Below are 14037 nucleotides of genomic sequence, written 5' to 3'. Positions count from 1 at the left end.
GAAAAAACATAAACAGTTTGGTAAATAAGTAATAATGTTTAGGAAGTAGCTAGTAATTGTTGAAGTTTATTGTACGTTGAAAAGGCGGAGTCTCTTTGAAGACTTCGCCTTTGTTTATATAGGGCATGAATGGTCTCAATACCTTTTATCGTACGTGAAGCATGATGAAGATTTTGAAATCCTGCCGATCTGGAAAAACGTCTCTTTACATGCCTATGATCCTGTTCAATAATCAATAGATCTTTCAAACGTAATTATTTATTAGTATAAAAGAACTTTTCTCTTAATTTAATATATAATTATATAAGCTTAAAACAATAATGGGGTGAGATATTGAATTCTATGGATATTAAATTTACTACCTTACAAATGAGAACTGATAAGTTTGGATGGGCTGGTATTCAATATTCTAATAAAGAGAAACAAGCTATTTTGTACACTGAAGATTCGGGATTAACCTGGGATATTGTTAATCCTCTTAATACAATTATCTTATCTATATACCCAATTGATAGCAAAAGCTGTTGGCTATATGGATTAACAAAAGTAAATCATAAATTAATACCAACCATATTTTATACAAATGACAGAGGAAATAAATGGAATGAACTTATTTTACCAATTAAAGAAGAATGAGAAGCAACTGTAGATGTTCACGTTCACATGCATGCTACAAATACAGATAGCATATGGATTATTTTGACTGAAAATTCAAAACGAAATAAATTTGAGTACAATCTTTATTATACTAAAAATAGAGGAAATAATTGGAAAATAACTAGAGGAATAAAAATTACTGGCGGTATTACAGGTCTAACATTTATCAATTCTCTAACTGGCTTTATAACTACTCAAAATTCTAATAATAATTCAATAATATATAAAACAATAGATGGAGGTGAAGTTTGGAAAACGATAGAAAATATCACCCGTCATCCAAATATTGGTATTGGGGTTGTTGTCTCATATAAACCAATTTATAAAAATCATCTATTAGTAATACCTATTAAAATTTTAAATAACAACAATGTTTTCTACATGAATTTTTCATTTGATAAAGGAAAAACATGGAGTATTTCAAACCGAATCTTAAATACAGGACATGTAGCTATTTCTTTTTTTAATTCACAATTTGGCTGGGTTATAGATGGTGAAACAGGAAAAACATATAGAATAAAGAAGAAAGGATTAGAATGGGAAATGGTATCAATTAATCCTTTTCTCAAAAATGTATTTTGTCTCCATTTCTTTGATCCACAAAATGGTTGGTTGTGTAATAAAAAGGAAATTTTTAATACGGTAGATGGTGGAATTACGTGGAAAAGGGTACCTTATAAAATTAATAATTTTGATAAAATATAAACTAAATACGGAAGATATTATCATCGATATTCTTGTATCTAAAGGGACAAGCTGGCTGATGCTAATAAGATTCTTGCCACTAAAAGCGATAGGCTATTTCTATTATTATTAAGGTGCAAGGTTGGGGTATATCGTTACTAATCAACAGGTATATAGTTCCTGTGGAAACTATTCTGTTATCAAGTATCTCATTGGTTAAGGGTTTTATGTGTTTTAGCATCTTGTATTTGGTTATGATGAAATCATAACATGCTTTGCTAAGCAAAACTAATACTTTCATCCGATGCTTAAAGACCGACTAAAATCCTATATTAGATTTCTTATACAGTGAAATATATATAAACAAAAAGAGTCCTAAGTAATTAGGACTCTTTTTGTTTTTGGATTTTAAAATGAAAAAGACAGAATTATTTACTTGAAAGGATATTATTGTTCGGGGCATATAGCTTTCTTATTCAGATGATGATGTGATACTAAACTCTATATGTATTTATATTTTTTAAATCTGTCTATTGCGTTTGTTTTTTAAAATGGACGTCAATTTTTACACAATGCAACTCTTAAGTGTATATATTAAATAGGAAAAATATCCTTTTCTAATTTTAATTAATACATGTATATAACTCCGTACATCATATTATGTATGTTTATTGTGTATTACAAAAGTAGGTTACGAAATTTTAATATAAAATCTAGATGTTTATATTGAAAATTGAATAATATGTAAAGAAGGTGAACTTTAATGAAATCTTTGACTATTATTATTCCATATAGCACTCAGGAAAATATACTAGAAGAATTGATCATATCTGCTTGGCAGCTTGATCCGATAGAAATTATCATTTTAATGCGCAATTCTAAAAGTGGATTATACACAATAGCAAAGAAACATAAATGTCGTATTTTTTTCGAAGATAGACATATTGAAAATCACTCTGGATATGTGGCGGCATTAAAAGCAGCAAGAGGAGATGTCCTATTATTTTTAGACGGGAATTTTTCTGTTCCTGCAACTCAAATAAGAGAATTTCTTGAACCGATTCTTATAAATCAAACAGATGTTATTTTAAATAATTTAAATGGAATTATTGATATGGATAAATGTCATAATTTAGATATAGTATGGAGAAAAATGTTAAATGAAATTTTACATCGACCTGATTTAAAGGGAAACTCGCTGCTCTCAATGCCATACGCACTTACAAAAGAGGTTGTGGTTGGTATTGGTTATGAGGTCCTCAAAAAACCAATTCTTTCACATGCGATGCTAGTGGACCAAGGGTGGCGTATTAGTCATCGTTATTCAATAAATATGTTATCTAATGATGAATTGCTGCAAGAGGACAGGTATCTATTTAAAGAGAAATTAACTGATGCAGAGAAGCTTAAAATAAAAAATTATTTGGTTGTATTATCTAAATGGTTAAAAAAGTATGGTACAAGGGGCGGTTTTACGGATTGGGGTAAGAGAAGAGATATCATTGAGCAATTAAGTCAATATAAACATTTCCCCTCGTATCAAAAAGGATGGGGAATGAAATCTTCTATATACGATGGGAAACAGCTCTCCGTCATTATACCAGCACAAAATGAAGAAGCAACAATTGAACAAGTTATTCGTGAAGCCAGAAAAATTGAACCATATGAAATCTTAGTTGTAGTGAACGGTTCGGATGATCAAACAGCAGCTATTGCTTCTAGTCTTGGGGCAACTGTTATTGAATACGCTGAGCGTCTTGGTCATAATGTTGGTCGTGCGATCGGTGCCCATGAAGCTACAGGGGATATTCTCTTATTTGTAGATGGTGATTTCAGCATTCCGGCTAGTGATTTACATCGATATACGCAGGCCGTTGCTGATGGAATGGATATAGCACTAAATAATTTAAGCCCAAGTCTAAATCCTCCTTTTTACATTGTTGATATCGTAAAGTACATGTTGAATTTGGCTTATAATCGTCCTGAATTAAGTAATGGATCTTTAGTAGCTATTCCACATGCTATTAGTAGGTCTTGCATAGAAGGAATAGGATGGGAAAGTTTATTATGCCCTAGTCTTGCACAAGTCAAAGCTATAATACAAGGATACAGAGTAGAGTGTATACATTATGTAGATGTTGTAAAACCAAATCGGATTCGTTCAAATGAGCATATCAATCATAAAGGCCATCCACCAGCAGTATTACGAATAATGGGTGATCATCTTGAGGCATTGTCTTACTTAATAAAATATTTGGACTTGCATGGTGACCTAGATATGAGGGAGTAAGGGGAAATAAAAATATGAAGAAATTACTTTCTGCCATTATATTAGTTGAACAGGAAATGAATTTGTTAGCGGATGTTATTCGATCCATTGCTAATCTATTTCCTTATGAGATTCTTGTTGTAATCAACGAGAATCTGGAGAAAAATCAAAATGTTGCAAATGAATTTGGGTGCAAATATATTTTATACAATCAAGAAGATTATTATGCAGCACGTGTCGTAGGAGCAAAAGAAGCAAAAGGAGACGTCTTATTGTTCTTAGATGCAAATACAGTTATTCCGCCTTTAGAACTAAAAAAATTCGTTCAACCTACTTTAGAAGATACATCCGATGTGGTCCTGAATAATTTACAATCTTTTTTCCTTGAAAGGCAACAAAAGCAATGGCCAGACTCAAATACGGTTTGGAGACAAATGGTAAACGAGATATTAGGAAAAAAAGAGTTTCATATCAATTCAATTCTTTCTTTACCTCATGCGATTACCAAAGATGCTTTGAAAAAAATCAATTTAGAAAGTCTAGTAAATCCTGTTCTAGCTCATATGAGGCTCATTGAAAAAAATCAGCGTTTTAGCTTTCATTATTCTATAGATACAACATTATCTAAAGAATTTTGTCTAAAAGATCAAGATCTCAATAAAAAATCATTGTCAGTTTATGAAAGCCAAATTATGAACAAGCATTTGGATGCGTTGGCAGAATGGTTAAATAAAAACGGGACAAGAGGTATGTATACAGATGGTATAAGAAATCGAGAGTATATAAAAATACTCAAAGAAAATAAACACATTCCCTTTTCTCAAAAAGGGTGGGGGATGAAATCGCTAATATACAATGGAAAACAGTTGTCTGTCATTATACCAGCACAAAATGAAGAAGCAACAATTGAACAAGTTATTCGTGAAGTCAGAAAAATTGAGCCTTTAGAGATTATTGTAATTGTAAATGGTTCCACCGATAATACTGCAAATATTGCTAAGAAACTGGGTGCTACAGTTATTGTGTATAAAGACGCGTTGGGGCATGATGTGGGGAGAGCAATCGGTGCAATGAGTGCAAAAGGTGATATTCTTTTATTTTTGGATGGAGATATTATGCTTCCTGCAAAAGACTTACATCCATTCTCTCAAGCAATTGCAGATGGATTCGACGTTGCTTTGAATGATTTAACCCCTTATTTATCCCGCTATGTCCCCCTTCATATTGTTACTTTATTCAAATATGCTTTAAATCTAGCATGTGATAGAAAAGATTTAGGTATAGGTTCATTTACAGCGATTCCGCATGCAATAAGTAGAGAATTTCTCAATGATGTTGGCTGGGATGCGTTAATATGCCCAAGTGTTGTACAAGTGAAAGCTGCGTTAAATGGTCATAAAATAAGTTGTGTTCATTATGCAGATGTAATAAAAACGAATCGAATTCGTCCAAACCAAAATGTTGTAGCAAAAGGATATTCGCCAACTACATCACTTATTTTAGGTGATCACCTAGAAGGTTTTTCATATTTATTTCAATCCAGAGGAGAGTAAGGATGTAAGTTGAATGGCAAATGATTCGTGAAGATACATCTCCAATATATTTAATAAATGAAAACAAAAAATATTGTGTAGCAAAAGAAATTTGTATATTAAATATCATTTGGAAAGGTTGATTAAATTGCTCGATCAGTATAAGAAAATAAAAATCTTCTATAAACAATTGGATCAAATACAATTTAATATGTTAGATCCTTTTATACTTGATGTTGAGTGGGATGAAGTACACTATGAGTTTTTAATTTGAATCAAGACAAATGCTTCTAATGTTCTTATTTTTGGTTCTGGGGCAGGCGGATTTCAAGAACAGCCAATTGGTCCCCCTATCTTTCATAGACATTCTTGGATGGGAGAATTTGAAGATACCGTTATTTATTATAATGATCCTACCTTGTATCTTGGAGAAATATCTCTAGGTTGGGGACAAGGGACGCAGGACAGATTTTATTTAAAAGACATTTCAATGATTTTAATGAAAATCCTCGCGAAGTTACATGTTGACCATAAAAATGTATTATTTTATGGCAGTTCTGGGGGAGGGTTTATGTCTTTAATATTGGCAGGTTTTGTGAAAGGTTCCACAGCTCTGGTTAATAACCCACAAACAATTCTAACAAAGTGGATCCCTGTACCAGTAAACCAAGTATTTAATCTGTCCTATCCAGGCTTATTAAGAGAAGATATTGAAAAAAAGTTTGGTGATCGAATTAACGTTTTAGAGTTTTATAATAGCATAAAATATATACCGAACATTTACTTTTTACAAAATGTTGCATGTGAATTTGATGTGCAAAATCATTTATTACCATTCATTTCTGGATTAGAAAAGATAGATGCGGATTATGATGTGAATCAAATTAAAATAGATTTATATTATGACAAAAAAGCAGGACATGCAGCCGTTGGAAAAAATGAAACCATTTATTATATCAATCAAGTAAAACCTAATAAAAACACGAGAGGAGTGCAGGAAGAGATGAAATTATCAGTTATTATTCCACTTGAAGAAGGGGGAGAAACATTAAATCGTGTATTAGAAAAAGTTAGTTATTTGCAGCCGCTTGAGATAATTATCGTGACAAATGATAAGGAAGAGATAGACAAAAGTTTTACAAAAGTGGCTGGACGTAATGTAATTGTTTTAGAAGAAAAAGACAACAATAAAGCACGTGTTACTGGAGCGAAAGCTGCCAAGGGGGATGTTTTGTTATTTCTGCAAGGAAATGCTGTTATTTTTTCAATACAGCTGGAACAATTTCTAAAACCTATACTGAATAATGAAACGGACGTAATTGTAAACAATATGGATTCCTCACTTTTTGAAAGTATGAAAATGAACTGGCCAGATGTATCTGGATTATATAGACAAGTGTTAAATGATGTGATAGAACGTACGGACTTAAAGATTGATTCTCTGTTATCTATGCCAAATGCAATTACAAAGGAAGCAATAGAAGATATAGGGTATGAGACCCTTATGAATCCTATTCTTGCTCAAATAAGACTCGTAGAAAAAGATTGGCGTATTAGTAGTTCTTCCTCCATAATCATGAAATCTTTAAATCATGTCCCCTCAAACAAACAAACTTTCTATAAAAATAAACTAACAAAAAGAGAAATATATGACATTGAAAACCACTTACAAGTAATGTCAGAATGGCTGCAGAAAAAAGGGAGGAGGGGTGGATATACAGATGGAGGAAGAAAAAGAGAAATTATAGAGCGGTTGAAAAAAGAAAAAAAATTTTCTCTTTTTCAAAAAGGATGGGGGATGCATTCTTCTATCTATAATGGAAAACAGTTATCAGTCATTATCCCAGCACAAAACGAAGAATCAACGATTGAACAAGTCATTCGTGAAGCTAGAAAAATTGAGCCTAGGGAAATCATTGTAGTTATTAACGGTTCAACTGATTGTACAGAAATGATGGCTAAAAAATTAGGAGCTACGGTTATTGTCTATGAAGAAGCGTTAGGACACGATGTTGGACGTGCAATTGGTGCTTTAGAGGCCACTGGTGATATTCTTCTGTTTATTGATGCTGATTTTTCAATTCCGGCGAAAGACCTTCATCCGCTAACGCAAGCTGTTGCTGATGGAACCGACATTGCCTTAAATGATTTGAATTTAAACCTCAGATTCCCTCTGTACATTGTAAATGTATATAAATATATGTTAAACATAGCTTGTAATCGTAGAGACTTAGGTGTTGGATCTCTCGTTGCCGTTCCTCATGCTATTAGTAGAAAGTGTTTAGATGGAATTGGCTGGGATACACTTTTCACATCATGCCTTGCACAAGTAAAGGCAATATTACAAGGTTATAAAGTAGAATGTGTTCATTATGTAGATGTGATGAAACCAAACCGTATTCGGCCAAGTGAACATTTCGCATCAATAGGACACCCGCCGGCCGTATTACGAATTACAGGTGATCACTTAGAAGGTCTTTCATATTTATTAAAACAGAGTGAATTTAAAGGTGTTTTTCCTAACATCAAAGTGAAAACAGATGAGGAATAAATGAGTAGGAAAGAATTATACCTCACTTCGTCTTTTTATAAAAATAACGAAACGGTAAGGAGGTGATTAAGTCGATTAATCAGTTGAAAAAGGTAAATATTCTGTATGAGCAGCTTAAAGAAATTCATTTTATTATGACAGAACCTTTTCTACTAAATATTGAATGGAATGCAGTAAACTATGAATTTATTATTCGTATCAAGCCAGAATCACCAAATGTCATTATCTTAGGTTCAGGCGCAAGTGAAAATCAACAGCCTCCCATTTTCCAAAGATATACCTGGATGAAGGACTTTGAAGATACTTTAATTTTCTATAATGACCCCACTCTTTATTTAGGCGAAATCAATTTAGGCTGGGGGCAAGGAACGGTAGATAGATATTATTTAAATGAGATAGCTATAATTTTAGAAAAAATAATAAATAAGATACATGTAACAAAAGAAAATGTATTATTTTATGGGAGTTCAGGTGGGGGCTTTATGTCTCTAATATTAGCTGGATATATAAAAGGATCCTTAGCTTTAGTTAATAATCCTCAAACGATTTTAACAAATTGGTATACAGAGTCTATTAATCAAGCTTTTAATCTCTCATACCCCAATCTATCTATTGAAGAGATAGAAAAATTGTTTGTAGAGAGAATTAATGTTATTGCATTTTATAACAAAATAAAATATGTACCTCATATTTATTATTTGCAAAATATAGCCGCCGAGTTTGATATGCAAAATCATTTAGAGCCCTTTATCACAGGGCTGCAACAGATAAATGAAAATTGCATCATAAACCAAGTTAAAGTAGATCTATATTTTGATAAACATTTAGGACATATTCCATTAGAGAAAAATAAAATTATGTATTATATAAACTTACTAAAGCGTAAAAATGATGGTCTTATCATAGAGAAAGAAAAAAGATAATAATATAACAGCTCAGAAAGGAAGGATAGAATAAAATGAGAAATTGTATCGTAACAGTTATTGGTTTAGGTTATGTAGGTCTTCCTTTAGCAGTTCATTTTGCTAAACAGGGCTATAAAGTAATTGGACTAGATCAAGATGAGGAAAAAATAAAAATGATTTCTAAAGGTGAGAGTTATATTCCAGATGTTTCTTCAGAAGTTTTACGAAAACTATTACAAGATAACAAATTAATTGTGTATACACCTACGAATGGTGTTAAAGAGTTTAAGAAAAGCAATTATGTTATTGTCACCGTCCCAACCCCCATCAATCAAAAAAAAGAACCCGATTTAAGTGCACTTATTTCTGCATCAAACTATATTCAGCAGAATCTCCAAACAGGACAAACCTTCATTTTTGAAAGCTCCACTTATCCAGGAACATTAGAAGAAATAGTGATTCCTATTATATCGAGATTTGGAAAGAAAGCGGGGGTAGATTACTATATTGGGTATTCTCCAGAGCGCATTGATCCCTCAAATAATCAATATACGGTGCAGTCTATTCCAAAAGTAGTAAGCGGTCAAACAGAGAAATGTAAACAAAAAGCTTTAGCATTTTATGCATCTGTATTTGATAAAGTTGTACCAGTTAGTTCACCAAAAGTAGCGGAAATGTGTAAGCTCTTTGAAAATATTCAGCGTTTAGTTAATATTTCTCTTGTCAATGAATTAAATACTTTGTGTAAAAGATTAAACATAGATTTTCGTGAAGCAATAGAAGCAGCAGCCACTAAGCCTTTTGGTTTTATGCCATATTGGCCAGGACCAGGAATCGGTGGACATTGTATTCCAGTAGACCCTTTATATTTTCAGTGGAAAGTAAATGAATATGGTCTGACTAGTGAATTAATAGAAGTAGCTCATCAAATTAATGCAAGAATGCCACAAGAAGTAGTAAATCAAGTGAAGGAAGTTGTACAGTCTCCTGCAAGTATTTTGGTTATTGGTATTGCCTATAAGAAGGATGTAAATGACATGCGTGAATCACCAGCTATTCCTATTATACAGTTATTGGTAGATGCTGGATATGTAGTGCAATATTATGATCCGTTTATTTCTTCTGCAAAAATTGGAGATACAGTCTATGAATCAATTGTTTTAGAAGAATCCATATTGAAACAGGTGGGATGTACACTTATTTTAACAGACCATTCAAACATTGACTGGCAGCTTATTAAGCAAGCAAATCATATTGTAGACACACGTGGTGTCATAAAGAAGGTGAGTGCATGAGCAAGCGTTGTTTAATTACAGGTGGGGCTGGATTTATTGGATCACATTTGGCAGAAGAACTGGTTAGAAGGGGTTATCAAGTAACAATTGTCGATAACTTTTATAAAGGAAAAAGTAGTTATCATACCAATTTAGTGGATTCTATCCCTATCATTCCAGTAAGTGTCTTAGAAAAAGGTACAATATATGAATTGGTTCAACAACATGATGTTGTGTTTCATTTAGCGGCAATCTTAGGTGTAAAGACCACGATGGAAAAGAGTATCGAACTGATTGAAACAAACTTTGATGGAACGAGAAATATTTTACAAGCGGCACTGGCTGGAAAGAAGAAAGTTATTTTTGCATCTACTTCTGAAGTATATGGAAAAGCGAAACCACCTTTCAAAGAAGAAGGGGATCGTCTCTATGGACCAACTTCAAAAATTCGTTGGAGCTATGCATTATGTAAAACATTAGAAGAAACCCTTTGTCTGGGATATGCATTGAAGGGATTACCAGTAACAATTGTTCGTTATTTTAATATATATGGACCAAGAGCAAAAGATGGTCCGTATGCTGGGGTAATTCCACGTTTTATTCATGCAGCCTTACAAGGTGAAGACATTCTTGTATATGGAGATGGAACGCAAACCCGTTGCTTTACGTATGTAAGTGATGCGGTAGAGGCAACAATTAGCGCAATGGATACAAAAGCAAATGGAGAAATACTGAATATTGGTTCTGAAAATGAAAAAAGTGTACAAGAAGTAGCAGAAAACATTCATCAACTAACCCATTCATCCTCAAAAATTGTTCATGTTCCCTTTGAAGAAGTATATCCGCATGGATTTGAAGAAATTCCAAATCGTCGGCCTGACGTAACCAAACTAAAAGAAATTTTACAGTTTCAGCCAAGTACGTCATGGGAAAAAGGTTTAAACGAAACTATAGCTTGGTTTCGTGGTACCAAAAATAAATAAGTTATTGTTTAGTGAGTTATAAAGTAAACAAAAAAGAGTCCTGAATTACTAGAGACTCTTTTTTACTGTAAGTTCCTAAAAGATTTTAGTGCAAATATATTACTAGAGATTATTTCGCCTAGGTATGTTTATTGCCACTAGTTAATAGTTTTGATTTTACTAGTTAGTAGATATGTATATATAGCCGTGCCTTTCTTTGTTATTCCACATAATTTAGTAATGAAAATATAAATAGAATGGAGGAAAATTAATGGCTTGTACAAGTAGGAACTGCTTTAATATTTGTTTAGAAACTAAGATTAATCCAAATGGCGGCGCAGAAATAGTTGTAAGATGCAATGATGAGTGTTCGTCTAATTTTAAAGTAATACCGTTTATTGCATGTATTGATATTACATTAAATGATGATTTGAGTTTTTCATCTGAACTGTTTAGTCTTACAAAAAGATAGTTAGATAGTTAGATAGTTACTATTAAGCGTATTTCTTATTTTATTTAACTAATGAAATATACCGTTACCTTAATTTGTTAAGTGCATATTCTATAAGTAGATGTTAACAGAAAGGAGGGACAGTTATGGCGTGTACTACAAATAATGTTTGTTTTGATGTATGTCTTGTGATTACCATTACTCCTGGAGGCGGAGTGACGGTAGACGTAAATTGTGGTGGAACATGTGGGACAAGTCCTACTATTGTAATAGAACCTAGTGGAGCAATTGTTATTACATTACCATTAGTGGCATGTTTCTCAATCACATTAAATGATGACTTAAGTGTTTCATCTCTATTAACAAGTCTTTCTTTTCAAACTTTTTAAATTAGCAAATTCTTAGAAATGTAGTAAATAAAAAAAATTTCTCCTTTATTTACTACTAATGAATAGTAAGATGTATAAAAATAGGAAAAAAAAGACGGTGTTAATCCGTCTTTTTTTCCTATTTTTATTTGTATTAACCCTATAAATTTGGGGGAATTATAAAATTAAAAAAATCCCCTTTTTCCTTTTTGATTGATGAGATAAGAAATTCCTTCTATATGATCGCCAATAATTTGTTGTGTCGATAACGGAAGCTCTCCGTTTTTAGAAAAATGTTTTTCTGGACGAACACGATTCATTGTATCTATCCCAACTAAATGAACATTTTTAACTTTAAAACCTTCTATAATTGTTCTAACCTGGCTTAATACTGGCGAGGTTAGTGCGTCAAAACCAATTTTGTTAATACAGTTCCGACTAAAAGCATGAGGGACTGCAATTGTTGAACCCATGCCTAAATCTTTACGATTACATGCTAAATTAACAGCATATTTGCAAGCTGTCACAATAGAATAGGGAAAACGATACATATAATAATGTTCTAATTTGTTTAAAGCTAGATCTACACTATTTTGAACGGAATTAACGAACGGTAATAAATCGGTTCTAGAAATCAAAAAATCACCGTCAATAAACAATAAAATATCACCTTTTGCAAAATATGCACCAATAGCACGTCCGGTATCATTCCCAAGCGCCTCTTGGTAGGTGATAACAGTCACTCCGCACTTTTTCGCGATTTCTTCTGTATGATCTGTTGCTCCATTAACTACAACCGTAAGACTTTGCAATTTCAAAAGAACTATCAATATATCCGTTTATCACAATGATAATCTCTAAAGGTTCAAGCTGTAGGCACGATTGTAAAATGCTTGCTAGTGTTTTCACTTCATTATGGATAGGAATAATAATCGAAATAGACTTTTTGTGAATGACGATTCTCCTTTTTAAAATGAGGTAACTCTGGATGGAGATTACAAATAAAATAGGGAGAAAGGGATTGTTTATTTTTGCATTTGTGTGCTACACCTTTTGAGTAATTGAACAGTTACTTATTTTTTTCGGATTCTTGATTGGTATTGGATGAATTTGAATTTTTTGCTATCCCTGAAGCAATTAAATTATTTAGGGCACCAAGATCAAGTTTTATAGGAATAGAGTTACCCGTTGAGCTTTTTCCTTCTTCTTGCTTAGCATTTAATACCGTCATTATATTTTTGATTTCTTTGTATTGTTTTAATAAAAGGACGAATCCGCCTATTATCAATAGAAAAGAAACACAAGTTAAAAATAGAAGTATTTCTAATATAAAACCAGCTCCTTAAGAAGAAATGTTTGGCTTTTCAGAAATAGTTTTCTGCTTCAAGCATACCTAATTAGCAAGTAGTTCATTATTAGTAGATGTTTCGAAGTGGAAATCTGGTAAATAACTAACGGATGAACTTAACTGTATTTTGGGAAGAGTTTTCTTGTCAATGTGGTTGCACTATTTTAACTATATGCAGTTCTTAGATAAAAGTTACTTTATCTTCCCCCTGGCTATCAACTTAAGGTTTTAGATTATTTTTGAAGTTAAAAGCACGTTACTATTTTCTTATGTTAATGAGAAAGGGTGACGTGCTTTTTATGAATATGAATCAAAAACAAGAATTATCTTTATTCGCTGAAGAGTTATATCGATATATGTCTCCCGCTACACTTAATCAATTAGCTATAGAAGCAGGCGGGATGAGGAGAGAATCTTTGTAAATTTTATAATAAGGAAAGCAAATATTGAATTTAAAGTTATGTTTAAAAAGGAATGGAATTATTCTTTTTGCTTTGCAACGTATATTAAGCATCATTCAAAATTATGTATAGATTATAATATGAATAAATTTAGTGTGGATAAAAAATTTTAAGACACCAATTCATTGGAACGGTAAAAACTGTTTTCGGAATAGGTGTCTTTTTTGTATTAAGTATAATATATTTTCTCAACAGGATAAATTGTAATTATCTATAAGTATTATTTATAAGGATAATAGGAAAATAGAAATTAATAATAAAGGAGAATGCGAAATGTTAACAGTAATATCTAATAATGACCTAGCTAAAATACGCGAAGAAGATGTAGATGTAATAAGGGTAATGGCACATCCGGTTCGCTTAAAAATTATAAGTGAGTTAATGCATCATAAAATGCACAATGTTACACAGTTAACAGAAATATTAAAACTTCCACAATCCACTGTTCCACAACATTTAGCAAAGTTAAGAGGAATTGTAATCCGTGCAGAAAGAAAAGGATTAGAGATGCATTATTATATTGATAATACTAAAGCTCGTCAGATTGTAGAAATTTTAGGGCTGTAGGTTAAACA

The 14037-nt window shown here is 32.2% G+C and carries 9 protein-coding genes and 5 pseudogenes; 11 read left to right on the top strand and 3 right to left on the bottom strand.

The window, feature by feature from the left end:
• Window positions 1–38 precede the first annotated feature (38 nt).
• A pseudogene (locus B9A45_RS29965) lies at window positions 39–230 on the bottom strand (DDE-type integrase/transposase/recombinase); the annotation flags it as partial.
• Between the two features lie 103 nt (window positions 231–333).
• On the opposite strand from B9A45_RS29965, the pseudogene B9A45_RS29960 reads away from it, so the two are divergent.
• The 9 genes and pseudogenes from B9A45_RS29960 (at window position 334) to B9A45_RS29920 (ending at window position 11674) form a co-directional block, all read left to right on the top strand.
• A pseudogene (locus B9A45_RS29960) lies at window positions 334–1362 on the top strand (hypothetical protein).
• A 742-nt stretch (window positions 1363–2104) separates the two neighbouring features.
• Complete coding sequence (locus B9A45_RS29955; RefSeq protein ID WP_084065761.1) at window positions 2105–3631, top strand: glycosyltransferase family 2 protein; 1527 nt, start codon at window positions 2105–2107, stop codon at window positions 3629–3631.
• A 14-nt stretch (window positions 3632–3645) separates the two neighbouring features.
• Window positions 3646–5163: a glycosyltransferase family 2 protein gene (locus B9A45_RS29950; RefSeq protein WP_084065760.1), complete on the top strand. Its 1518-nt coding sequence runs from the start codon at window positions 3646–3648 to the stop codon at window positions 5161–5163.
• Window positions 5164–5341: 178 nt separating this feature from the next.
• Window positions 5342–7693: pseudogene (locus tag B9A45_RS29945) on the top strand (glycosyltransferase).
• Between the two features lie 62 nt (window positions 7694–7755).
• The gene (locus tag B9A45_RS29940; protein WP_084065759.1) at window positions 7756–8616 is read left to right on the top strand and encodes a glycosyl transferase family 2; all 861 of its coding nucleotides are present in this window, start codon (window positions 7756–7758) and stop codon (window positions 8614–8616) included.
• Window positions 8617–8651: 35 nt separating this feature from the next.
• Window positions 8652–9893 (top strand): nucleotide sugar dehydrogenase, encoded by a 1242-nt coding sequence (locus B9A45_RS29935; RefSeq protein ID WP_084065758.1) that lies wholly within the window; start codon window positions 8652–8654, stop codon window positions 9891–9893.
• Window positions 9890–10855 (top strand): NAD-dependent epimerase/dehydratase family protein, encoded by a 966-nt coding sequence (locus B9A45_RS29930; RefSeq protein WP_084065757.1) that lies wholly within the window; start codon window positions 9890–9892, stop codon window positions 10853–10855. Before B9A45_RS29935 ends, B9A45_RS29930 begins: the two co-directional genes overlap by 4 nt.
• A 250-nt stretch (window positions 10856–11105) precedes the next feature.
• Complete coding sequence (locus B9A45_RS29925; RefSeq protein WP_000752444.1) at window positions 11106–11306, top strand: hypothetical protein; 201 nt, start codon at window positions 11106–11108, stop codon at window positions 11304–11306.
• Window positions 11307–11431: 125 nt separating this feature from the next.
• Window positions 11432–11674 carry a hypothetical protein gene (locus B9A45_RS29920; protein WP_084065756.1) on the top strand — a complete coding sequence of 81 codons (243 nt, stop codon included), beginning with the start codon at window positions 11432–11434 and terminating at the stop codon, window positions 11672–11674.
• A gap of 164 nt (window positions 11675–11838) precedes the next feature.
• Here the strand turns inward: B9A45_RS29920 and B9A45_RS29915 are convergent.
• Together B9A45_RS29915 and B9A45_RS29910 are read right to left on the bottom strand one after the other, a co-directional pair.
• Window positions 11839–12598 (bottom strand): annotated as a pseudogene (locus tag B9A45_RS29915) (glycosyltransferase family A protein); the annotation flags it as partial.
• 124 nt (window positions 12599–12722) lie between these two features.
• A complete protein-coding gene (locus tag B9A45_RS29910) occupies window positions 12723–12983 on the bottom strand; it encodes a hypothetical protein (RefSeq protein ID WP_084065755.1) in 261 nt (86 codons plus the stop codon).
• A gap of 257 nt (window positions 12984–13240) precedes the next feature.
• Between B9A45_RS29910 and B9A45_RS29905 the strand changes: the two are divergent.
• Both B9A45_RS29905 and B9A45_RS29900 read left to right on the top strand, forming a co-directional pair.
• Window positions 13241–13414: pseudogene (locus tag B9A45_RS29905) on the top strand (IS4 family transposase); the annotation flags it as partial.
• Window positions 13415–13735: 321 nt separating this feature from the next.
• A complete protein-coding gene (locus tag B9A45_RS29900; RefSeq protein ID WP_084065753.1) occupies window positions 13736–14029 on the top strand; it encodes an ArsR/SmtB family transcription factor in 294 nt (97 codons plus the stop codon).
• The last annotated feature ends 8 nt before the right edge of the window (window positions 14030–14037 follow it).

This window comes from Bacillus sp. JKS001846, assembly GCF_900176455.1.
Lineage (GTDB): Bacteria > Bacillota > Bacilli > Bacillales > Bacillaceae_G > Bacillus_A > Bacillus_A cereus.
Note: the sequence above shows the minus strand (reverse complement) of the source record. Positions and strands in the feature narration are given on the sequence as shown.